Here is a 22,380-nt window from a genome sequence, read left to right on the forward strand (position 1 = left end):
CCAACTTTGTCGTCATGCGGGTTCACCCCCGTCCGCCCGGCACACCCTGTCCGGTCGAAAGACGACGGCGACGGGCAGGTCTCCTGGCTTGCGGGTCAGCGCCGGTCGGCCGCCTTCTCGAGACCGGAATCCCAATGGCAAGTGGCCGATGGCTCGCCGCGTACAGTTGCAGGGGCAGCCGGGGTTTTCCCGTTCCCTCTTCGTCCCCGTCGCCGGGGAACCTGTCGCTTGCCGCGGCCGTTAGCCCGATTTCCGGGGCGCGGTCAATTGCTGCAATGCAGCAGGGCGTTCGTCAGAACAGCCCCGGCAGGTCGCGCTGTGCCGCGCTTGGCCGGTCGGCCATCAGCATTTCTGGCCGCTCGGGCGCCAATGACCGGCTGCTGCGCGCGGCGGCGCCGGCGCTCGCGCCGGCGATGCGCGTGGTACAGGCGGTCCCGGACAGGAAGCCGATCGCCGCGCGCACCGATGCTTCGCGGGGATCGCCGAGCGGCAGGCTCAGGTCGTCGTTCGCGGCGCAGCTGTTCGCGATCTTGGGCGCCAGCCCGTCATAATAGTCGCTTGCGCCGGCCGAATTGGCGGTCGCAAAGGCGATCACGCGCATCCGGTCGTCGCACTCCGCCCGGTCGAGCGCGATCTGGCCGACGGGCTTGCCATAGGTGTTGGCGCCGACGAGCGTCATGTTGGTACCGAGATAGGGCAGCATCGAATTGATCACGAGCTCGCTCGCCGATGCGGTCGATCCGGTGCCGATGAAGGCGATGCGCGTCGGTGCGATCGATTCGGGCTGCGCGGCGAAATAGCGCGTTTCATTGTTCGCCGACGCCTTCGACGGCCGGAAGACCATCTGCGAGAAAACCTCGCTCGAGGTGCGATTGCGCCCGAGCAGGTCGCCCATCAACCCGGCGGTCGAAACGAGCCCGCCGCCATTGTAGCGGAAGTCGATGATGACGTCGGTCACCCCCTGGTTCCGGAAATTCAGGAACGCCGTGCGAAGCTGCGGGTCGGCGGACGAGATGAAGCTGCGCAGGTTGATATAGCCATAGTTCCGCCCGCCCTCGCTGATGATCTTTGCACCATAGCGGTCGGAAACGGGGTCGAGCGAATAGTCGGCCTTGGCCACCGTGACGTCGCGCGTGCCGGCGGCGTCGGTGATGCGCAGCACGCGGCTCACGCCCGGATCGTTCGGGCCGAGCGCATTGGTCAGCCCCGCGGTCCCTTCGGACGCGACGATGCTCGATACGCTGCGCACGGTGCCGGCGGTCGTGCCGATCCCGACGATCGCGGTCCCGCGATCGATCCCCGCGGCAAAGGCGGGCGCGCCTTCATAGGCTTCGGCGATGACGATCCGCTGGTTCGCCGCATCATAGGCCATGCGAACGCCGAATCCGGCGCTCGATCCGTTGGCGTAGAAGGCGTTCTCCTCGGCGATCGAGGTGATGTAGGTGAAGAAACGGTCCTTGTTCAGTGCCCGCGCGGGCGCGACCAGCGCGTCGATATAGGATTGGACGGTGCCATGGCTCGCCGGATTGACGCCGCTCGCGACGTCGTTCGGGAACAGATACCATTCGTCGATCACCGCCTTGGCGAAGGACTGGCGCGCGGAGAGGCCGCAGTTAGCGGTCGGGGTCGGCGTCGGTGTCGGGGTGGGCGGAACGGTGATCGGGCCCCCGCTTCCGAGGCTGCCGTCGCCGCCTCCACCGCACGATGCCAGCATCAGCGCTGCCAGTGTCACGGCCGCGACCGACTGCCTCGACTTGCCCATCAATATTCTCCCCCGGATGCGACCCATTCGCGTTCTATTCCGTCTCCGCTTCCGCCCCGTCGCCGCGGCCTTTGAAGCCCTGCGCGATGACATAGAGTTCGGGCGACCCCTTGCGGCTCGCCGGCGGCTTGGCGTGCTTTACCGTCGAAAAATGACGTTTGAGTAAAGTCAGAAGTTCGCGGTCAGCGCCGCCGGCGAACACCTTGGCGACAAAGGCGCCGCCGGGCTGCAAATTCTGCACCGCGAAATCGGCGGCGGTCTCGGCCAGCCCGATCGTGCGGAGGTGGTCGGTCTGCGGATGGCCTACGGTGTTCGCCGCCATGTCCGAAATCACGAGATCGGGGGCGCTGCCGAGCGCCTCGATCAGCGCGTCGGGCGCCGCATCGTCCATGAAATCCATCTCGAGGATCGCGACGCCCTCGATCGGTTCGCAGTGGAGCAGGTCGATCCCCGCGACGCGCGCGCGCGGGTTCGCCTTGCGCACGACCTGCGACCAGCCGCCGGGCGTGATGCCCAGGTCGACGACCGCGCGCGCTTTCTTGAGGAAGCCGAACTTGTCGTCGAGTTCGATCAGCTTGTACGCGGCGCGCGAACGATAGCCCTCGGCCTGTGCGCGGCGGACATAGGGGTCGTTGAGCTGGCGTTGCAGCCAGCGCGTCGACGACACGCTGCGTTTGCGTGCGGTCTTGACGCGCACGTGCAGGCCGCCCCGGCCGCCGCCACCTTTTCCGCTGCCGCCGCTCATTTGCGATACTCGCGGCGGGTGACCGGAATGTCTCGGCCCTGCACCGCAAGGCAGCGCAATATGCCCTCGCGGATGCCGCGGTCGGCGACGCCGACGCGGGCCGCGGGCCACAGGTCGATGATGCTTTCGAGGATCGCGCAGCCGGCGACGACCAGGTCGGCGCGCTCGCGGCCGATGCACGCGATCTCGGCGCGGTCGGCGATGCTCGCGTCGGCAAGGCGGCGGCTGATGTCGCGCATCGCATCCGACGGGACGACGAGCCCGTCGACCGCGCGACGGTCGTAGCGCGGCAGGTCGAGGAAAACGCTGGCGAGCGTCGTCACCGTGCCGCTGGTTCCGAGCAGGCGGAGCGGTTGGCCAGCGAAGCGTTCGGCGCGCCCGGCAAAGGCGGCAAAGGCCTCGCGCGTCACTTCGCGCATATGCGCATAGGCGGCCTGGCGCCCGGCAAGGCTGTCCTCGGGCAGCGGGGCGTGCTCGGTCAGCGACACGACGCCCCACGGCACGCTGATCCAGTCGTGGATCTTGACGTCATGGTCGGACACGTCGACGTGCATCAGTTCGGTCGAACCGCCGCCGATATCGAAGATCAGCGCCGGACCGTCGCCGGGCTCCATCAGGTTATGGCAGCCGAGGACGGCAAGGCGCGCCTCTTCGGCGGCCGAAATGATGTCGAGGACGATGCCGGTTTCGCGGCGGACGCGCTCGGCGAGTTCCTCGCCATTGGTCGCGCGGCGGCATGCTTCGGTCGCGACTGCGCGCGACAGCGAAACGTGACGGCGGCGGAGCTTGTCGGCGCAGATCGCGAGCGCCGCGACGGTGCGGTCCATCGCCGCATCGCTGATCTTCCCGGTGCCGTGCAGGCCTTCGCCGAGCCGGACGATGCGCGAAAAGGCGTCGATCACGACAAGCTCGCCATTTTGCGGTCGCGCGATCAAAAGCCGGCAATTGTTGGTGCCAAGGTCGATCGCGGCATAGCTACGCGGCCGCGTGACCGGCATCGGGCGCGCATCGCCGCCCGCCTTGTTTCGTCCTTTTACCGCCGGGCCGGGCCGCGGCGGTCGCCTCGATGGCGCTGCCATTTGCCGCATGGCTATTATTACCTGTCTGCTCACGCGCCCGCAAAACCGCGGGCGTGCACTTGGCGGCAAACCTAGGCTTCCCCGGCCTTTATGGCAAGCTTCTCCTCCCGCGGCGGCACGGCGCAAAGAAAACCCCGCCCGGCGCGGGGCCGGACGGGGTGAAAGGGGGAGAGGAATTATTGGGGGTCGGGACTGCCTCTTAACGGCAGCCGTCATTCCCCTTGTCGATCGCGCGGCCGGCGATGGCGCCGACGGCGCCGCCGATGATCGTGCCGACCGTACGGTCGCCGCGGCCGGCGATTTCATGACCGGCAAGGCCGCCCGCGATCGCACCGATCACGGTGCCGCCGGTGCCCTTGTCGCACTGGCGATAGTTGCGGCGGTCGCCACGATAAGAGCGACGGTCGTTGCGGTAATCGCGGCGGTTGTCGCGGCGATAGTCGCGGCGGTCATAGCGACGGTCGTCGCGATCATAGCCGCTGTAATAGCTCGAATAGCCGTCACGGTCGTAATAGCCGTTCTGCGCCGCGGCGGGAGCCGCCATGCCCAGCGTCGCGGTGGACATCAGGGCGGCGATCGAGAGGGTCACCATCTTTTTCATTGTCGTTCTCCTTCGTCGTCATTGGCCCGACTGGGCTTTGTCGATGAAACGGTTTTGCCCGATTCGCATTGAGCGAAGCCTGAACATGGTTGTTGGCCAATGTTCAGCTTTCTGCGGTGAACTGCTTTCCTTTCCGGCAGCGGCGCCTTAACCCCGCGGCGATGCGCCGCCTGCTCCTCGCCGCCCTGATTTTCCTTGCCGTCGGCCCGGTGCCCGGCGCCGTGATACGCTATCCGCAGGAAGACCTGACCCAGAGCGCCGCGGCGCGCCCACTGGCCTTCGCGCCCGAAGAAGGCGGGGGCATGCGCTTTGTGCGTGGTTGGCGTCTCGTCAGTCCGCACAGTCGTTTCGGGGGTTTCTCGGCGATTGCGCGCACCGCGCCGGGGCAGTTCCTGCTGATCGGCGACAATGGCTATTCGACCCGCCTGTCGCTCGATAAGCGCGGGGCGGTTTCGGATGTCTCGATTCACGCGCTGCCGACGATCGATGGCCGCCCGGCTCGCAAGGCGGCCGCCGATACCGAGGCGATGTTCGTCGACGCGGCCAGCGGCAAGGTCTGGGTCGCGCTCGAAGGCATCAACGCGATATGGCGGCTCGATCCGGGGCTTTCGCAGATCGAATCGCGCCGCAAGCTCCCCGGACCGCGCTGGCCCGCGAATCGCGGGCCCGAAGCGATGGCGCGGCTCGCCGACGGGCGGACCGTGGTATTTTCGGAGGATGCCGACGACGATCCGCGCGGGCGCGCGGCGTTGATCTACAGCGGCGATCCCGCCGCACCGGGGCCGCCGCCCGTCCGCTTTTTTTACGATTCGGCCCGGCGGGGACTGGTCAGCGACGCGGCCGCGTTGCCCGACGGGCGCATCCTGCTCGTGCACCGACGGCTCGGGTTCAACCCGGTGTTCACCACGATCGTGGCGATCGTCGACCCGGCGGACATAAAGGCCGACGCCGTCGTGCGCGCGCGGACGGTCGGGCGCGTGCCGCGGGCGCTTGCCGAAAATTACGAAGGCGCGGCGATTTCGGTCGAAGAAGGCCGCACTTTTCTCTGGCTCGTCGCCGACGATAATTTCAACGTGTGGCAGCGCAGCCTGCTGCTCCAGTTCGAGCTGGTCGACCTGCCGTCCAAAAAGGCGCCGGACAGCAAAAAGGCGGCCCGGTAACCCGGCCGCCTGATTGCTTCAGCGATTCGAAAGCGCTTAAGCGGCCTTTTCGGCCAGCTTCTTTGCGACTTCCTTCTTCACCTTGCGTGCGCCAGCCGACAGCTGGTCGTCGCCGGCCTTGAGCAGCCAGTTGTCGAGGCCGCCATTATGCTCGACCGTGCGCAGGCCGTGGGTCGACACGCGCAGCTTCACGCCCTTGCCGAGCGCGTCCGACAGCAACGTCACATTCTGCAGGTTCGGCAGGAAGGTGCGCTTGGTCTTGTTGTTGGCGTGGCTGACATTGTGGCCAACCTGGCGGCCCTTGCCGGTCAGTTCGCAGATGCGCGACATGGTCTTCGTCCTCGTCAAAAAATTTCGGATCGGCGTCCGGGCACTTCCCGCAAAACGGGTAGAACAGGACCGGAGTGAGCCGGGAAAGGCGCGCGCTTATCGGCTTGCCGGAGATTCGTCAAGCGAATAGGGCGCTTTTATGCCCTCGTTCCCGCTCCCCGAACCCATGCGCCGCGCGCTCGATCTCGCGCGTATCGCCGCCGAATGGGGCGAAGTGCCCGTCGGCGCGGTGATCGTCAAGGACGGCGCGATTATCGCCGAGGGGCATAACCGCCCACGCGAATCGCACGATCCGACTGCGCATGCCGAAATCGTCGCGATTCGCGTCGCGGCGGCAAAGCTCGGCAACGAGCGGCTCGATGGCTGCGACCTTTATGTCACGCTCGAACCCTGCGCGATGTGCGCCGGCGCGATCGCGCATGCCCGAATCGCACGCCTCTATTATGGCGCCGACGATCCGAAGGGCGGGGCGGTCGTCCACGGCCCGCGGACCTTCGCGCAGCCGACGATCCATCATCGGCCCGAAGTCTATGACGGCATCGGCGAAAGCGAGGCCGCAGCGCTGCTGCGCGACTTCTTCTCGGCCCGTCGCTAGCCGAGCATTTCCCCGACCCACTGCGGCACCAGCCGCGTCGCCGGGCCATGCCGCGCTTCGTCGAACCAGTGGCTGCCCTGGCTCGGTTCCATATTGAGTTCGAGCGTTCGCGCACCCGCCGCGCGCGCCTCGCGTACGAACCCCGCGGCGGGATAGACCGCGCCCGAGGTGCCGATCGACACGAACAGGTCGGCGCGGTTCAGCGCGTGATAGATATCGTCCATCCGGTACGGCATCTCGCCGAACCAGACGATGTCGGGGCGCAGATGGCCGACGATGCCGCACGCGCTGCACGCTGGGCGATCGAGCAGCGGGCCCGTCCACGGGCTCCGCGTGTCGCATGCGGTGCACCAGGCGTTCAGATGCTCGCCGTGCATGTGGATCAGCCGCTTCGCCCCCGCGCGCTCGTGGAGGTCGTCGACATTCTGCGTGACGATCAGGAGTTCGCCCGGCCACGCCGCGTCGAGCCGCGCCAGCGCCTCGTGCGCGGCGTTCGGCGTCTTGGTCTGGATCGCTTCGCGCCGCATGTCGTAGAATCGCAGGACGAGGTCGGGATCGCGCACAAAGGCCTCGGGCGTCGCGACATCCTCGACGCGGTGCTGTTCCCAGAGGCCCCCGGCGTCGCGAAATGTGTCGATGCCGCTTTCGGCCGAAACCCCGGCGCCGGTCAGGATGACGATATTCTGGATCGGGGACATGCTATCCTGTTCTTCTTGATTCGGGGGCCACAGCCGCTAGGCGGACGGGTGCTGAACGCGCTTCAGCATGACGGGGGCAGGAAAGGCAAGCCATGACCAGCATCGGCATTATCGGCAGCGAAGGGCGGATGGGCGTCGCGCTCGCCGCCGCCATATCCGAAGCGGGGCAGCGCTATTGCGGCGTCGACCGCGGCGGCAATGTCGTGAAGCTCGCGAGCGAAAGCGACGTGCTCGTCGATTTTTCGTCGCCCGCGGCGCTCGAAGCGACGCTCGACGCGTGTGTCGCGGCGCGGAAACCGATCGTTATCGGCACCACCGGGCTCGAGGAGCGCCATCATTATCTGATCGACGATGCGGCGCGCGACATCGCGGTGCTCCAGACGGGCAACACTTCGCTCGGCGTCACCCTGCTCGCGCATCTGGTACGCGAGGCGGCGGCGCGGCTCGACCCCGAATATGATATCGAGATCGTCGAGATGCACCACCGGATGAAGGTCGACGCGCCGAGCGGTACCGCGCTGCTGCTGGGGCAGGCGGCGGCCGAGGGGCGCGGGATCAACCTTGCGACCTGCTCCGAACGCGGCCGCGACGGCGTGACCGGTGCGCGCGGCCATGGCAAGATCGGCTTTGCGAGCCTGCGCGGCGGCACCGTCGCGGGCGACCATGACGTCATCTTCGCCGGTCCCGAGGAAATGATCACCCTCGCGCACCGTGCCGAAAACCGCATGATCTTCGCGCGCGGCGCGGTGCGCGCGGCGCTGTGGCTGCTCCGCCAGAAACCCGAGCGCTATACGATGCCGCAGGTGCTGGGGCTGTCGTAACCGCGATGAAGAAAGCCGATATTTTCGAATTCTACCGCCGCCTCGCCGAGCTCAATCCGAGTCCCGAGACCGAGCTGCAGTTCGGCAATACCTATCAATTGCTCGTCGCGGTGGTGCTGTCGGCGCAGGCGACCGACGTTGGGGTGAACAAGGCGACGCGGCTGCTCTTCCAGGATGTGAAAACGCCGCAGGCGATGCTCGACCTCGGTGAGGAGGGGCTGAAGCAGCACATCAAGACGATCGGGCTGTTCAATGCGAAGGCGAAGAATGTCATCGCCCTCAGCGAAATCCTCGTCCGCGATCTCGGCGGCGAGGTGCCCGCCGACCGCGACACGCTGGTCGAGCTGCCCGGGGTCGGGCGCAAGACCGCCAATGTCGTGATGAACTGTGCCTTCGGGGCCGAGACCTTCGCGGTCGACACGCATATCTTCCGCGTCGGCAACCGCACCGGGCTGGCGCCGGGCAAGACGGTGCTCGCGGTCGAAAAGAAGCTCGAGAAGGAGACGCCCGCGCCCTTTCGCGTCGGCGCGCATCACTGGCTGATCCTCCACGGCCGCTACATCTGCAAGGCGCGCACGCCCGAATGCTGGCGCTGCCCGGTCGACGACCTGTGCCGCTACAAGCCGAAGACCCCGGCGCCGAAGGCCAAAAGGGCGGCGGCCTGAAATTCCGCTCGACAAGCGCGGCGCGAACCGATTGAACACAGCCGTTCAAAAAAGAGGGTCGAAAATATGCGCCTTGTTTCCGCGTTTCTTGCTTCCGCCGCCCTGCTCGCCGCTGCGCCCGTCCACGCCAAGCCGGCCGATACCGAGACGGCGAAGAAAATCCTGAAGGACAGTATCGCGATCCCGACCGTCGAGGGCCGCGGACAGGTGCCCAAGCTCGCGGCTTATTATGCGGGCGTGCTCAAGGCCGCGGGCTATGCCGACAGCGATATCGAGATCACGCCGATCGGCGAAACCGCGACCTTCGCCGCGACGCTGCACGGGACGACGAAGGCGAAGCCGATCGTCCTGCTCGGCCATATGGACGTCGTCGAGGCCGACCCCAAGGACTGGACCCGCGACCCGTTCGTGCCGGTCGAGGAGAATGGCTATATTTTTGGCCGCGGGTCGGAGGACAACAAGTTCGACGTGTCGATGATGGTCGCGACGATGGCGCAGCTCAAGAAGGACGGCTTCAAGCCGAAGCGCTCGATCATCCTGCTGCTGTCGGGCGACGAGGAAACCTCGATGACGACGACGCGCGCGCTTGCCGCGAAGTATAAGGGCGCCGAATTCGCCTTGAACGGCGACGGCGGCGGCGGGACGATCGGCGAGGACGGCAAGCCCAAATATTACGGGCTGCAGGCGGGCGAGAAAACTTATGCCGATTTCACGCTCGAGGTCACCAATCCCGGCGGCCACAGCTCGCGTCCGTCCGACACCAATGCGATCGTCCAGCTCTCGACGGCGCTCGCCAAGGTCGGCGCCTATCGTTTCACGCCGCAGCAGAATGAGCTGACGAAGATCGGCATGCCGATCGTTGCCGATCAGGTCGGCGGCGATATCGGTGCGGCGCTCAAGGCCTTTGCCGCCAACCCCGCCGATCCGGCGGCGATCGCGAAGATCCGCTCCGACCCCGAATATGTCGGGCAGATCGGCACCACCTGCGTGCCGACATTGGTCAAGGGCGGCCACGCCGAAAACGCGCTGCCGCAGCGCGCCACCGCGAACATCAATTGCCGCATCTTCCCCGGCGTCGCGGTCGAAACGGTGCGCGCCGAGCTCGAAAAGGTCATCGGTGATCCGGCGATCAAGGTGAACACCGATCCCGACGCCAGCGCGAGCGACGCCTCGCCGCTGCGGCCCGACGTCGTGGCGGCGGTGACGAAGGCGGTCCATGCGCGCGCACCGGGCCTGCCGATCATCCCGTCGATGAGCGCGGGCGCGACCGACTCCTATCATTTCCGCATCCAGGGCGTGCCGAGCTATGGCGTCGCGGGTCTGTTTTCCAAGGCGAGCGACAGCTTCGCGCATGGGCTCAACGAACGCGCGCCGGTTGATGCGATCGCCCCGGCGCTCGCGCATTGGGACAGCCTGTTGCGCGATCTGTCCAAATAGGAGCCGGTCCTAAGCCGACAATCCGAACTCCGGCGCCGCGCGCAACCGAGCGGCGTCGCGCAGCGGTGGCAGGCTGAAGACCCGGCTGTAGTCGCGATTGAACTGCGACGGGCTTTCGTAACCGACCTGAAAGCCCGCGCTCGCCGCGTCCATCGCTTCCGATACCATCAGTCGCCGTGCTTCGAGCAGGCGCAGCCGGGTGCGATATTGCAGCGGGCTGAAACGCGTCACGCTCTTGAAATGCGCGTGGAAGGATGACGGGCTCATCCCCGCCAGCCCCGCCAGATGGTCGATCCTGACCGGGTCGGCGTAATGATCCTTGATCCACGCCACCGCGCGGCCGATCTGGTGCAGCCGCGTGTCGGCGGTCGCGATATGGCGCAGCATCGCGCCCTGCGATCCGGTCAGCAGCCGATACAAAATTTCGCGTTCGACGAGCGGCGCCAGCGCGGCAATATCGTCCGGCGTGTCGAGCAGCCGCAGCAGGCGGAGCGCGGCGTCGAGCAGGCCCGCGCCGGTGTTCCCGACCGCGATCGACGGCGCATGGTCGCTTCGCGGCACGCGCGCATCGTGCGCCAACAGCAATTCGCCAAGCACTGTAACGTCGAGATCGAGCTTCAGGCACAGATAGGGATCGTCGGCGCTGGCATCGACGACCATGCCGCTCACCGGCAGGTCGACCGACACCACTAGGAACTGCGCGCTGTCGTAGATGAAGCTCGCATCGCCCAGCAGTACCCGCTTGCGTCCGCTGACTGCGAGGCAAAGCGACGGTTCGTACACGACGGGCATGGGCTCGCTCGGCTCGGAGCTACGGACAAGCGACACGCGCGGCAGCGAGCAGGGGTGAATCCCGTCGGTCGGGCGGTGTCGAAGCAGGATCGATTGCATTTCTCTGAGTATCGTCATGGCTCAGGTCTTGCAGTCTTGCCGCGCCCCAGCAAGCGCAAAGCATCTCATCCGGAGGATCGTGCAATCATCGCGGAGGCCCGTTCTACCACCGCCCGGCCGGATGGGTCCAAAAGCCGGTCAACGGACGGCAGAGGGCCGACCGGCTTTGATGGAGACGATCATGACCGCCACTACCGATAAAGTCATCCTGATCACCGGCGCGAGCAGCGGCATCGGCGCCGCGACGGCGCGCGAACTTGCCGCCACCGGCGCGAAACTGCTCCTCGGCGCCCGCCGTACCGACCGGCTCGAAGCGCTTGCGGCGGAAATCGTCGCTGCGGGTGGCACCGCCGAGTTTCGCGCGCTCGATGTCACCAGCCGCGCCGATATGCAGGCGTTTGTCGATCACGCGGTTGCGCGCTTCGGCCGCGTCGACGTGCTGATCAACAATGCTGGCATCATGCCGCTGTCGCCGCTCGCGGCGCTGGAGGTGCAGAACTGGGACGCGATGATCGACGTCAATATTCGCGGCGTCCTGAACGGCATTGCGGCGGCGCTTCCGCGCTTCACCGCGCAGGGGTCGGGCCATTTCGTCAACGTCGCCTCGCTCGGCGCCCATTATGTCGTGCCCACCGGGGCGGTCTATTGCGCGACCAAGTTCGCGGTCTGGGCGATCACCGACGGCATCCGGCAGGAACATCAGGACGTCCGTGCGACGATCATCTCGCCCGGCGTCGTCGAATCGGAGCTCGGCCATGACATCACCGATCCGGGCAGTGCCGCCGCGATGGCCGAATTTCGCAGCATCGCGATCACGCCCGACGCGATCGCGCGCGCGATCCGCTTTGCGGTCGAACAGCCCGCGGATGTCGACGTCAGCGAGATCATCGTGCGCCCGGTGAAGGGCAGCTTCTGACGCTTTCCGTCGGCGGCGTCGCTAGTCGAGCAGCGCCGCCACGGCTTTCTCCACCATCGACGCCGCCGCTTCCGCACCGAAGCTGGCGGCGTCGAGCGACAGTTCGAGCCAGAGGCCATCGACCATCGCGGTCAGCATGATCGCGAGCCGCCCGGCATCGGCGGCGCCACACGCATCGAGCAGTTCCCTCAGCCGTTCGCGATAGCCCGCGTAGCTTGTCGCATGGATCGCGGCCATCCGGGCATCGCTGCGGGCGAGTGCCCAAAAGGCGGTCCATGCGCCGAGCAGTTCGGGGTCGGTCACCGGCGGGCGGAAGCTCGCGGTGAGATACGCCATCAGCCGGGCGCGCGGATCGGGTCCTGCGCCCGCGACCGCGACCGCGAAAATCGCATCCATCCGGTCGCTCGTCGCCGCATAAGTCGCCGCGACCAGATCGTTTATGCCATCGAAATAGTGGCGCAAAAGGCCGGGCGATACCCCCGCTTTCGCGCAGATCGCGCGGACGTTCGTCCCCGCCAGCCCCTGTTCAGCGAGCACCGCCGCAGTCGCCTCGATCAGGGCCGCCCGGCGGGCGTCGGCGCTTTCGCGCGTAAAGGCTTGGCGAGCGGCGGTCATATTGTTATACATATGTATAACAAGGAACGAACCATGGCAACTGCACCGCTTCGCGATTCGAACATCGACCCGCTCGACGGCTGGTCGCTGCCGGCATGGACATACAGCGATCCCGATTTCTACGCGGCGGAAATGGAACGGATTTTCCGTCCGAGCTGGCAGGTCGTCTGCCACGACAGCGACATTCCGAACCCCGGCGACTGGCACAGCATCGACTATTGCGGCGAGAGCGTGATCCTGGTGCGCGGCACCGACCGGACCGTGCGAGCCTTCACCAATGTCTGCCGCCACCGCGGCTCGCGCCTTGTCGACGGCGCGGCGGGCTGCGCGAAGAAGCTGGTCTGCCCCTATCATGCCTGGACCTACGAGCTCGACGGCCGGCTGACCGGCGTGCCCGACAGCGCGAGCTATCCGACGCTCGACAAGAGCAGGGCGGGGCTCGTCCCGGTCGGCCTCGAACAATGGCGCGGCTTCTGGTTCGTGCGGCTCGAAGATGACGGCGGTCCGTCGGTCGCATCGATGATGGCGCCCTATGAGGTACAGGTCGCGCCCTATCGCTTCGAGGACCTCGGTGCGCTTGGCCGCGTCACGCTGCGCCCGCGCGAGGTGAACTGGAAGAATGTCGGCGACAATTATTCGGACGGCCTCCACATTCCCGTCGCCCATCCGGGCCTCACGCGCCTGTTCGGCAAAAGCTATGGCGTCGAGGCCGAGGAACGCGTCGACCGCATGTGGGGCGATTTGATCGACCGGCCGTCGGTCAACTGGTCCGAGCGCATGTACCAGCGGATATTGCCTGCGGTGCCGCATCTTCCGGCCGCCAATCAGCGGCACTGGCTCTATTTCAAGCTCTGGCCGAACGTCGCCTTCGACATCTATCCCGACCAGGTCGACTTCATGCAGTGGCTGCCCACGGGACCGACGACGTGCCTGATCCGCGAAATCTCCTATGTGCTCCCCGATGAGCGGCGCGAGATGAAGGCCGCGCGCTATTTGAACTGGCGCATCAATCGCCAGGTCAACGCCGAAGACACCGAGCTGATCACGCGTGTCCAGATGGGGATGCAGTCGAAAAGCTTCACCATGGGGCCGCTCAGCGACAAGGAGGTGTGCCTCAAGCATTTCTGCTCGCGGATGCGCGACATCATCCCCGAAGCGCGGCTTGAGTACGCGCCGGCGCCGGGATGGAGCCGCCGTTGAGCGCCGAGGCGCCCGTGGTGATCGTCGGCGGCGGCCCCGCCGGCATGGTCGCGGGGCTGCTCTTCGCGCGCGCCGGGGTGCGCGTCACCGTGCTCGAAAAGCACGCCGACTTCCTCCGCGATTTCCGCGGCGACACGGTGCATCCCTCGACGCTGGAACTGTTCAACGAGATCGGGCTGCTGGGCGAACTGCTCAAGGAACCGCACGCCGCGATCGACACGATGACGCTCAACCTGCTCGGGCAGCGCTATACGATCGCGACAATGAAGCACCTGCCCGTCGCGGCGCGCTTCGTCGCGATGATGCCGCAATGGGACCTGCTCGATTTCATCGCAGGGCAGGGCAGGCTTTACCCAACCTTCGACCTGCGCATGTCGACCGAGGCGACGGGGCTGACCTTCGACACCGCCGGCCGCGCCAGCGGTGTGACGCTCGCGAGCGGCGAGACCTTGCCCGCACGGCTCGTCATCGCTGCCGACGGGCGCCGCTCGGTGCTGCGCGAGGCCGCCGAATTGCCGCTCGACGATCTGGGCGCGCCGATGGATGTGCTGTGGTTCCGCATTCCGGTTCCCGCGGGCATGGACATGTCCGAAGTCGCGCTTGGCACGATCGACAAGGGGGGGATGGTCGTCGCGATCCCGCGCGGCGATTATTGGCAATGCGCGCGGATCATCGAAAAGGGCGGTTTCCCGCCGATCGAGGCGCGCGGGATCGCGGCCTTTCGCGACGAGATCGTCGCGATCGTGCCCGGCCTTGACGCCGGGATCGATGCGATCCAGAGCTTTGACGATGTGAAATTGCTTTCGGTCGCGCTCGACCGGCTGACGCGCTGGTCGCGCCCCGGCCTGCTCGCGATCGGCGACGCCGCGCACGCGATGTCGCCCGTCGGTGGCGTCGGGATCAACCTTGCGGTGCAGGATGCGGTCGCCGCCGCGAACATCCTCGCCGCGCCGCTCGCCCTCGGCGCCAATCCCGACCCGTTGCTTGCCAAGGTGCAGGAACGTCGCTGGAAACCCACAACGCGGATGCAGGGCCTCCAGCGTTTTGCGCATCAACGCGTGATCGAACCGATGCTGCGCGGAGAGATCACCCGCGTACCCTTCGCGGTGCGCCTGCTCGACCGCGTTCCGCTGCTGCGCCGGATTCCGGGCCGGGTCCTCGGCCTCGGCTTCGGCCGCCAGCATGTCCAATCCCCGCTTGCGAAAGACTTTCCATGACCAAAGCCTATGACGCGCTGATTATCGGCGCCGGCCACAACGGCCTCGTCTGCGCCTTCTATCTCGCGAAGGCGGGGCTGAAAGTGCGGATCGTCGAGGCACGCGACGTCGTCGGCGGCGCCGCGGTGACCGAGGAATTCGCGCCGGGCTTCCGCAATTCGGTCGCGAGCTACACGGTGAGCCTGCTCCAGCCCAAGGTGATCGCCGACATGAAGCTCGCCGATCATGGCTATCGCGTCATCGAGCGGCCGATCAGCAATTTCCTGCCGCAGGAGGATGGCGGCTATCTCAAGCTTGGCGGCGGGCTCGAACGCACGCAGGCCGAGTTCCGCAAATTTAGCGCGCGCGATGCCGAGGTGCTGCCGCAATATTATGACGCGCTCGAAAATGTCGCCGAACTGCTCCGCGACCTCGCGCTGCGCGTGCCGCCCAATGTCGGCGAGGGTCTGCGCGCCTTGCTCGACGGTGCGCGGCAGGGGCGGCGTTTCGCGGGGCTCAGCCTCGAACAGCAGCGCGACGTACTCGACCTGTTCACCAAATCGGCGCGCACGATGCTCGACAGCTGGTTCGAAAGCGAGGCGGTGAAGGCCGCCTTCGGCTTCGACGCCGTCGTCGGCAATTATGCCAGCCCTGACACGCCGGGCAGTGCTTACGTACTTCTCCACCACGTCTTCGGCGAAGTGAACGGCAAGAAGGGCGCGTGGGGCCACAGCGTCGGCGGGATGGGCAAGATCACCGAGATCATGGCGAAGGTCTGCCGCGATCATGGGGTCGAAATCAGCCTCGAAAGCCCGGTTGCGAAGGTGCTCGTCGACGGCGGCAAGGCGGTCGGGGTCAAGCTCGTCGGCGGCGAAGAGATTGCCGCGGCGCGCGTGATCGCCAATGTCGGGCCGAAGCTGCTCTACGAGCGGATGATCGACGCATCCGACCTGCCCGCCGATTTCCAGCGCCGCATCAAGGGCTTCAAGGCGGGCAGCGGCACGTTCCGCATGAATGTCGCATTGTCGGAGCTGCCGAAGTTCACCTGCCTTCCGCATAACGAAAAGGATGGGCCCGGCGAGCATCACCAGTCGGGGATCATCCTCGCGCCGACGCTCGATTATATGGACCGCGCCTTCCTCGACGCGAAACAGCATGGCTGGTCGAAGGCGCCAATCGTCGAGATGCTGATCCCCTCGACCGTCGACGACAGCCTCGCCCCTCCCGGCCAGCATGTCGCCAGTCTCTTCTGCCAGCAGTTCGCGCCCGAACTTCCGGACGGTCGCGACTGGGACGACGAGGAAGACGCCGCGGCCGACTGCATCATCGACACGGTCGAGCAGCACGCACCCGGCTTCCGCGCGAGCATCATCGCGCAGACGCGCCTGTCGCCCAAGGGGCTCGAACGCAAGTTCGGGCTCGTCGGCGGCGACATCATGCACGGCAATATGAGCCTCGACCAGCTCTGGGCGGCGCGCCCGGTACTCGGCAACGGCGGCTACCGCGGGCCGGTGAAGGGGCTCTATATGTGCGGCGCGGGGACGCACCCCGGCGGCGGCGTGACCGGCGCGCCGGGGCACAATGCCGCCGAGGTGATCCTACGCGACCGGGGTTTCTTCGCGCCCCGGTGGCGCTAGCGCCGGCACTGCGCCGAAACCGATCGCCTGCGGCATCGCGGGACGCGCCGCCCGCTCGCGCCGCAGCCGGTCGAGCAGCGCCGCATCGTCGAGCGTGCCGAGGAAACGCGCCTGACGCGCAACGACCGCGAAATCTCCGAGCGTCAGCCCGTCGAGCCGGTCGAGTGCCACAGGGGCGTCGCGGCCGAAGAAATGCGCGAACGCCCGCCGTGCGCGCGCCTCGTCGAGCCGTCGCATCTCGACCTTGAAGACAAAGCGCCGCGCCGACGCCGGGTCGAGCTTCGCCGCATGGTTGGTCGCCGCGGCGAAGGGCAGCGGATGCTCCTCCATCCAGGTCAGCAACTCGTTGACCTGGCTGACCTCCCAGCCGCGCGTCGCACCCCCGCGATCGGCGAGGAGCGAGTCGACCTCGTCGAAGAAGAGCATCGCGCCCTGCCGCTTCGCGTCGGCAAAGGCGGCGGCGATCGCCTTTTCGGTCTCGCCCACCCATTTCGACATCAGGTCCGATGCGCGCTTGACGTGTAGAGGCCGCCCGAGCCGACGTGCGAGCGCCTGCACCGCTTCGGTTTTGCCCGTTCCGGGTGGTCCGGTGAGCAGCAGCGAGAAATCGGCGGGCGCGCCCGCCTCGGCGAGCCGTGCGAACAGCGCGGAGAGGTCGGTGTCGGCGGCGAGCAGGCTCTCGTCGAACGCGCGCGGCGCGCGCGCCTCGACCGCCTCGCCGCGCATCGCGCCGAGGATCGAACCCGCAAAGCGGTTCGCGGCGGCCGGATCGCCGGCCAGCGCGGCCGCGCGCGCCGCGACGCGGAACAGCGACGCGGTTTCGGGGGCGCGCGCCGCGAGCGCCTGCAGCGCGGGGTCGACCGCGACCTGCTCTTCGGCGCTGACGCGCGCGAGCATCGCCGGGCTGTGACCCTGGCCGGGGAAGTCCATGCGGATCGACAGGCTGAAGCGGCGGAGGATCGCGGGGTCGAGGTCGGCGATGCAGTTCGACGTCCAGATCACGGGGACGACATTGTCCTCGATCAGCCGGTTGACGAACAGCTTCGACCCCGCGCGCTTGCGCACGCGGCCGCCCTGCTCGATGCGCGTGTCGCCGAGCATATCCTCCATCTCGTCGAACAGCAGCAGCGCGCGCCCGCGCTTTTCGAGCGTACGCAGCGCCAGCCGCAGCGCGGCGAGACGGTCGAAGCGGCTTGGCTCTTCGCCATCGCTGTCGGCTTCGCCCACCGCGTGCAGCGGTTCGCAGAGCGTCGCGGCGAGCGTGCGCGCCAGTTCGGTCTTGCCCGTGCCGGGCGGGCCGTGGATCAGGATGTTGATCCCGCGCGCACCGTTCGCGAGCGCGCCGCCGAGAAGCGCCAGCGCCAGTTCGGCATCGCGCTGCTGCGCCGGGAAGGCGGCGAGCGCGTGGCGCGCCGTCTGGCGCCGGCCGAGCAGGCCGTCGATCAGGCTGTCATGCTGCTCGGGCCGCGCATCGAGCAGCCGCTCGAACGACCAGCAGAGCCCGAATTCGACCTTGCCTTCCTTGTTCGTCCAGCGCCCGACGAGATCGAGCCGCACCACCTCGGCGCTGCGGATCGCGTGCGGCGCGAAGCCGGTGAGCGCGCTCACCAGCGCCTCCATGTCGAGCGCCTCGCTTTCGACGAGTTTGGCGAGGCTGCGCGTCAGCGGGCCGCGCTCCATCGCCGTCGCGAGCAGCAACAGCGCACGCTCGTCGGCGGCGAGGTCGAGCGCGTCGGCCAGCCGGTTCGCCTTCACAAGGCTGTCCTCTTCGACCGCCCCTTCGGGTGCCGCTTGCGGGCCCGCGAGCAGCATCGCGCGATCGATCTCTTTTTCCGTGAGCCCGAACTGGCTTGCGCGCGTGCGAGCCCAGCCGAGCAGCGCGCGCCCGGCCTTGCTTCTGCCCGGATGATCGAGGGCGATGGCCCGCGCGAGCGCGCGAGCCCAATGACTGTCGTGCAACATGAATATCTGCCTGCGGCCGGCGCGCAGACGCACTGCGCCTGCCGGCGAAAATCATAGTGGGGGATTGAGGGTGCGGCGCCGCCAGCAGGCGCACCGCGTCAGGAAAAACGCGCTACGACAGCGGGCGGACGCCGCAGGGTATCAAGCCCTGGTAGTTCTGGCGTTCCGACACTTTACGTCTCCGATAAGCCCGAATCCGGGCAGGTGGGTGCGGCCGTTAGGCGATTTCGCGCCATTTCGCAAGGCCGTCAGGCGGCCGCCACGCGTCGTCGCCGCATCGCGAAATAGATCGGCAAGCCTGCGGCGGTCATCAGCAGGCTCCACAGGCTGGCCTCGAGCCCCGCGCCATAGAAAGCCCAGCAGCTATAGGCGAAGCCGAAGATCGTCGCGGCGGCGAAGCCCGCCGAAACCCTGATCGTGCCCTGTCGCTCGAGGACCAGCGCCGACGCTGCACCGACGATATAGAGGATGATCGCGGTCGAGGTCGTCACCTTGACCATGAAGGCGAACAGGTCGGCGAGCCCGCGCGAATAATTGGCGTAAACGATCAGGCTGGCGAGTCCGCTCGACACGATCTGGGTGATCCACGGCGACGCGAATTTGTTGTCGCGCGCGAAGGCCCCAGGGAGCAGGCGGCGGTGCGCGAGATCGCGCGGGATGTCGCCCTGGAGCAGCACGAAGCCGTTGAGCGCGCCGAGCGCGGCGATCGCCGCGAACAGCGCGACCACGTCGCCTGCCTCGGGGCTGACGAGGCGTCCGAAAAAGGTCGCGTAGGCGGCGTTCGACTCGTGCAGCACGTCGAGCGGCACCATCAACGTCACCGTCGTGCACGACAAGAGGTAGAGCAGGCCGACCGCCGCCGCCGCGATCACCGTTGCGCGCGGGATCGTGCGTTCGGGATCCTTGACGCGGTCGCTGACGACGCAGGCGCTTTCAAAGCCGAGCAACGCGAACAGTGTCAGCGTCGCGGCCGCGCTGACGCCGGACAGGCTGACCGGCTCGGTGCCCGCCATTGTGGGTGGGGGCGCCGCGCCGGTCCCGAGCGCCCAGACACCGACGAGCACCGCACCGATCACCGGAATCAGCTTGAGCCCGAGGGTCAGGAGCTGCGCCCCGCCCGCGCGGCGGACCCCGAACAGGTTGACCAAGGTGAAGAACCAGATGCAGCCGATCGCGATCCACGCGGGCAGGGCGCCCTTGTCCGCGAGCCATGGCATCAGGATCGACATGTTGCTGATCGCCGCGACCGCGAGCGTCGCGACCACGGTCCAGCAACTGATCCAGTAGCTCCATGCGACGATAAAGCCCGTGCCCGGGCCGAAGGCCGCGGCGCCATAGGTGAAGGCGGCGCACCCCTCGGGCAGTCTTTTCGCGAGCCGCGCGAACACGACCGCGAGGCAGAGCGTGCCCGCGATCGATACGCCCCAACCGATGATCGCATTCCAGCCGAGCGGCGCGAGGTCGCGCGGGAGCAGGAAGACCCCCGACCCGATCATATTGCCCATGCCGAGCGCGATGCACATCAAAAGGCCGAGCTTTTGGCCCGGCCTTTCGCTGTTGGTTGTCACATCGGTCACCCGGTCAGAATTCCTTGCTGACCTTGATCCCGATCAGCCGAGGCCGCACGACCGTGTCGTAGAAGACACCGCCGTTCGGGGTCACGCCGTCGGGATCGCCGCAGGTGGTTTCGAGGCACTGGACGCCGGCATTGATCGTGCCGTTGCTGTCGAACAAATTGGTCGCGAAGACCTCCGCCTTCCAGCTTTCGCCCTTCACCCCGACGCTGACGTCGGCGGTCGTATAGGCGTCGAACATCCCCTTGATGCCGTTTTCCTGCGTGCGAAGATCGCTGCGCCGCTTGCCGATATGATTGACCGCAAACTGGACATGCGCGTTGAGGTCGCCGACCGGGAATTCATAGCGCGCGACGATATTGCCCTTGAACTTCGGCGTGACGGGCAGGCTGGTCCCCTTCGGCGCCAGCGTCGCGTTGATTTCGCTGTCATCGTCGATCGCGCCGCTTCCGTCGAGGTCGGCATCGAGCGAGCAATCGAACTCGGGATTGGCGATGGCGCAGAAATCGCGGCGGATCTCGGCATCGTTATAACTCATGCCGGCGTTGATCGAGAAGCCGTCCTGCCGGTAACCGAGGTCGAGTTCGATGCCGCGAATGCGCGCGACGCCCGCGTTCCGGATTTCGCTGAGCCCGTTGAGCCCGAGGAAGGAGAGCTGGATGTCGTTCCAGTCCTGCTGATAGACCGCGCCGTTGAAGCGCACCGGCCCCCAGCTCGTCTTCCACCCGAATTCGTAATTGTCGAGCGTGTCCGACCCGTAAGGCGGCAGCGAGCCGCGCCGGTTGATCCCGCCGGGGCGGAAACCGCGCGACCAGGTCGCGTAGACGAGCGCATCGTCGTTGAACTTGTAGGTCAGGTTGAGTTTGTGGATGAAGTCGGTCTTCTTCGTCCTTTTGTCGAGGTTGGTGCAGGGCGAGCCGTCGACCACCGGGGGGCCTTGGCACGCATAGACCGGATTGCTGCTGAAACCGGGGTTGTTGTACCCGAAAAAGCCGACGAGGCTGTTGTCGAACTTGTACACGCGGCCGCCGCCGGTCAGCGTCAGCTTGTCGGTGATGTCGAAGCTGATTTCGCCGAACGCCGCATAGTCGCGGTCGACGCGGATTTGCTTGGTCAGCCAGATATTGTCGACCGTGCCGGGGACCTCGAGGTCGTCGGACAGGTCGTCGATGACATAATGCTGCTCGATATTATGCTTCTGGCGCTGCCAGAAGAGGCCGCCGATGAAGCGGATGCGGGCATCGGCGGGCGATGCGACGCGCGCTTCGAAGAAATTGCGGCGGTACCGGTCGATGCCCCTGATATACTGGTTGGGGCTGATCTGGTCGCCGGCATTGTCATAGAGATAGACCGCCGATCCGGCGAGCGCGTCATAGAAATAGGCGTAATCCGAATAGTCGCTCTGGACATCGGTCTTGCGGCGGAGGTGGCCGCCCGTGACGGTCAGGTCCCAGTTGCCGAGCTTGCCCTCGATCGTCAGCGCGGCCTGCAGCCATTTGTCCTTCGACGATTCAGGATTGTACTGGACCGTCTGCAGCTTGCCGGTGACCGAATTCGACCGCTCCTGCGCAAAGCTGCCGTTGGTCTTCTGGATCTGGCCCATGATCGTCGGACGCAATGTCCAGTCGTCGTCGAGATCGATGCCGAGCGCGAGGCGCGCGCCATAGGTGTCGGCGTCATTATAATTCTTCTTCGCCAGATCAGCGTTGGTCTGGGTGATGTCGTCGCCGGGCGCGTCGACGAGCGTGTCATTCTCGCCATCGCCGTCGGTATCGGTCGGTTGCCAGATGCGATAGGTGCGGCTGCCCGGGATATTGTCGATATAACCCGCGTCGTGGCGGTACCAGCCGACGAGGCGCAGCGCCGCGCGCTCGCCGAGCGGGGCGTTGATGAACCCCTCGACGACGCCGCCGAAGTCGCCGTGCGCGACATTGTTGAGCTCGACCCCGACCTCGCCATAGGTGCCGCTGGTGTCGGGCTGGTTGGTGACGAGCTTGATCGTGCCCGCCATCGAACTCGCGCCATAGAGCGTACCCTGCGGCCCCGCGAGCGCCTCGACGCGCGCGAGATCATAGGCATGGATATCGAGCGCGCCCTGGATCGTCGTGATCGGCATTTCGTCGAGATAGGTGCCGACCGTCGGCAGCGACGCCGAATGGTTGGCATTCTCGCCCGACGCGACGCCGCGGAAATAGACCTGGCTGAACCCCGGCGCGGCGGTCTGGATCGTCACCGACGGCAGGAATTTGACGACGTCCTGGAATTCCTTCACCTGCAGCTCGTCGAGCCGCTCGGTCCCGATCGCGGTGATCGCAAGCGGCACATCCTGCAGATTCTGTTCGCGCTTCGACGCGGTGACGACGATGTCGCGGTCGTCGTTGGTGTTGCTTTGCTGGGCCAGCGCGGTTCCCGAGGTGCACAAGATCGTGCTGCCGAGCAGGAAAGCGCCGCTTTTGGTCAATACTGCCGATAGTTTCCGCATGGAATCCCCCTCAC

General features: G+C 66.8%; 20 protein-coding genes and 1 riboswitch. Of the genes, 9 read left to right on the forward strand and 11 right to left on the reverse strand.

What is annotated here, in order from left to right:
* Positions 1-56: 56 nt before the first annotated feature.
* A riboswitch (cobalamin riboswitch) is annotated at positions 57-240 on the reverse strand.
* A gap of 52 nt (positions 241-292) precedes the next feature.
* The 4 genes from ACIPPQ_RS00590 to ACIPPQ_RS00605 form a co-directional block, all read right to left on the reverse strand.
* Positions 293-1,762, reverse strand: a complete 1,470-nt coding sequence (locus tag ACIPPQ_RS00590; RefSeq protein WP_446542292.1) for a S41 family peptidase — start codon at positions 1,760-1,762, stop codon at positions 293-295.
* A gap of 34 nt (positions 1,763-1,796) precedes the next feature.
* The gene (locus ACIPPQ_RS00595; protein WP_446542293.1) at positions 1,797-2,507 is read right to left on the reverse strand and encodes an RlmE family RNA methyltransferase; all 711 of its coding nucleotides are present in this window, start codon (positions 2,505-2,507) and stop codon (positions 1,797-1,799) included.
* The gene (locus ACIPPQ_RS00600; RefSeq protein WP_446542294.1) at positions 2,504-3,595 is read right to left on the reverse strand and encodes a Ppx/GppA phosphatase family protein; all 1,092 of its coding nucleotides are present in this window, start codon (positions 3,593-3,595) and stop codon (positions 2,504-2,506) included. Before ACIPPQ_RS00600 ends, ACIPPQ_RS00595 begins: the two co-directional genes overlap by 4 nt.
* A 190-nt stretch (positions 3,596-3,785) precedes the next feature.
* Complete coding sequence (locus ACIPPQ_RS00605) at positions 3,786-4,187, reverse strand: glycine zipper 2TM domain-containing protein (RefSeq protein ID WP_446542295.1); 402 nt, start codon at positions 4,185-4,187, stop codon at positions 3,786-3,788.
* Positions 4,188-4,348: 161 nt separating this feature from the next.
* On the opposite strand from ACIPPQ_RS00605, the gene ACIPPQ_RS00610 reads away from it, so the two are divergent.
* Positions 4,349-5,347 (forward strand): esterase-like activity of phytase family protein, encoded by a 999-nt coding sequence (locus ACIPPQ_RS00610; protein WP_446542296.1) that lies wholly within the window; start codon positions 4,349-4,351, stop codon positions 5,345-5,347.
* A 36-nt stretch (positions 5,348-5,383) separates the two neighbouring features.
* On the opposite strand, the gene rpmB is transcribed toward ACIPPQ_RS00610, so the two are convergent.
* Positions 5,384-5,677, reverse strand: a complete 294-nt coding sequence (rpmB, locus tag ACIPPQ_RS00615; protein ID WP_093509717.1) for a 50S ribosomal protein L28 — start codon at positions 5,675-5,677, stop codon at positions 5,384-5,386.
* Between the two features lie 139 nt (positions 5,678-5,816).
* Between rpmB and tadA the strand changes: the two genes are divergently transcribed.
* Entirely contained in the window at positions 5,817-6,272 is a 456-nt protein-coding gene (gene tadA / locus ACIPPQ_RS00620; protein WP_446542297.1) for a tRNA adenosine(34) deaminase TadA, read from the forward strand.
* Here tadA and ACIPPQ_RS00625 read toward each other — a convergent pair.
* Positions 6,269-6,970 (reverse strand): NAD-dependent deacylase, encoded by a 702-nt coding sequence (locus ACIPPQ_RS00625; RefSeq protein WP_446542298.1) that lies wholly within the window; start codon positions 6,968-6,970, stop codon positions 6,269-6,271. The two genes, tadA and ACIPPQ_RS00625, sit on opposite strands and share 4 nt — an antisense overlap.
* Before the next feature lie 92 nt (positions 6,971-7,062).
* Here ACIPPQ_RS00625 and dapB point away from each other — a divergent pair, with 92 nt between their 5' ends.
* The 3 genes from dapB to ACIPPQ_RS00640 all read left to right on the forward strand — a co-directional run bounded on the left by dapB (position 7,063) and on the right by ACIPPQ_RS00640 (position 9,893).
* Complete coding sequence (gene dapB / locus ACIPPQ_RS00630; protein ID WP_446542299.1) at positions 7,063-7,791, forward strand: 4-hydroxy-tetrahydrodipicolinate reductase; 729 nt, start codon at positions 7,063-7,065, stop codon at positions 7,789-7,791.
* A 5-nt stretch (positions 7,792-7,796) separates the two neighbouring features.
* A complete protein-coding gene (gene nth / locus ACIPPQ_RS00635) occupies positions 7,797-8,456 on the forward strand; it encodes an endonuclease III (protein WP_446542300.1) in 660 nt (219 codons plus the stop codon).
* A gap of 66 nt (positions 8,457-8,522) precedes the next feature.
* The gene (locus tag ACIPPQ_RS00640; protein ID WP_446542301.1) at positions 8,523-9,893 is read left to right on the forward strand and encodes a M20/M25/M40 family metallo-hydrolase; all 1,371 of its coding nucleotides are present in this window, start codon (positions 8,523-8,525) and stop codon (positions 9,891-9,893) included.
* 9 nt (positions 9,894-9,902) lie between these two features.
* On the opposite strand, the gene ACIPPQ_RS00645 is transcribed toward ACIPPQ_RS00640, so the two are convergent.
* Positions 9,903-10,802 carry an AraC family transcriptional regulator N-terminal domain-containing protein gene (locus ACIPPQ_RS00645; protein ID WP_446542302.1) on the reverse strand — a complete coding sequence of 300 codons (900 nt, stop codon included), beginning with the start codon at positions 10,800-10,802 and terminating at the stop codon, positions 9,903-9,905.
* A 163-nt stretch (positions 10,803-10,965) separates the two neighbouring features.
* Here ACIPPQ_RS00645 and ACIPPQ_RS00650 point away from each other — a divergent pair, with 163 nt between their 5' ends.
* Complete coding sequence (locus tag ACIPPQ_RS00650; RefSeq protein WP_446542303.1) at positions 10,966-11,700, forward strand: SDR family oxidoreductase; 735 nt, start codon at positions 10,966-10,968, stop codon at positions 11,698-11,700.
* A gap of 21 nt (positions 11,701-11,721) precedes the next feature.
* On the opposite strand, the gene ACIPPQ_RS00655 is transcribed toward ACIPPQ_RS00650, so the two are convergent.
* Positions 11,722-12,315 carry a TetR/AcrR family transcriptional regulator gene (locus tag ACIPPQ_RS00655; protein WP_446542304.1) on the reverse strand — a complete coding sequence of 198 codons (594 nt, stop codon included), beginning with the start codon at positions 12,313-12,315 and terminating at the stop codon, positions 11,722-11,724.
* A gap of 33 nt (positions 12,316-12,348) precedes the next feature.
* Here ACIPPQ_RS00655 and ACIPPQ_RS00660 point away from each other — a divergent pair, with 33 nt between their 5' ends.
* From ACIPPQ_RS00660 to ACIPPQ_RS00670, 3 genes are read left to right on the forward strand one after another with little or no spacing between them, the layout of a single operon-like run.
* A complete protein-coding gene (locus ACIPPQ_RS00660) occupies positions 12,349-13,515 on the forward strand; it encodes an aromatic ring-hydroxylating oxygenase subunit alpha (RefSeq protein ID WP_446542305.1) in 1,167 nt (388 codons plus the stop codon).
* Positions 13,512-14,732 carry an FAD-dependent oxidoreductase gene (locus ACIPPQ_RS00665; RefSeq protein WP_446542306.1) on the forward strand — a complete coding sequence of 407 codons (1,221 nt, stop codon included), beginning with the start codon at positions 13,512-13,514 and terminating at the stop codon, positions 14,730-14,732. The genes ACIPPQ_RS00660 and ACIPPQ_RS00665 overlap by 4 nt, the downstream gene beginning before the upstream one ends.
* On the forward strand, positions 14,729-16,348 hold the full coding sequence (locus ACIPPQ_RS00670; protein WP_446542307.1) for a phytoene desaturase family protein: 1,620 nt from the start codon (positions 14,729-14,731) through the stop codon (positions 16,346-16,348). Before ACIPPQ_RS00665 ends, ACIPPQ_RS00670 begins: the two co-directional genes overlap by 4 nt.
* Here the strand turns inward: ACIPPQ_RS00670 and ACIPPQ_RS00675 are convergent.
* From ACIPPQ_RS00675 to ACIPPQ_RS00685, 3 genes are all read right to left on the reverse strand, one after another.
* On the reverse strand, positions 16,310-18,310 hold the full coding sequence (locus ACIPPQ_RS00675; RefSeq protein ID WP_446542308.1) for an AAA family ATPase: 2,001 nt from the start codon (positions 18,308-18,310) through the stop codon (positions 16,310-16,312). The genes ACIPPQ_RS00670 and ACIPPQ_RS00675 overlap by 39 nt on opposite strands.
* 248 nt (positions 18,311-18,558) lie before the next feature.
* On the reverse strand, positions 18,559-19,887 hold the full coding sequence (locus ACIPPQ_RS00680) for an APC family permease (protein WP_446542309.1): 1,329 nt from the start codon (positions 19,885-19,887) through the stop codon (positions 18,559-18,561).
* Between the two features lie 4 nt (positions 19,888-19,891).
* The gene (locus tag ACIPPQ_RS00685) at positions 19,892-22,366 is read right to left on the reverse strand and encodes a TonB-dependent receptor (protein WP_446542310.1); all 2,475 of its coding nucleotides are present in this window, start codon (positions 22,364-22,366) and stop codon (positions 19,892-19,894) included.
* Between the last annotated feature and the right edge of the window lie 14 nt (positions 22,367-22,380).

It is taken from the genome of Sphingopyxis sp. LARHCG72 (genome assembly GCF_052871675.1).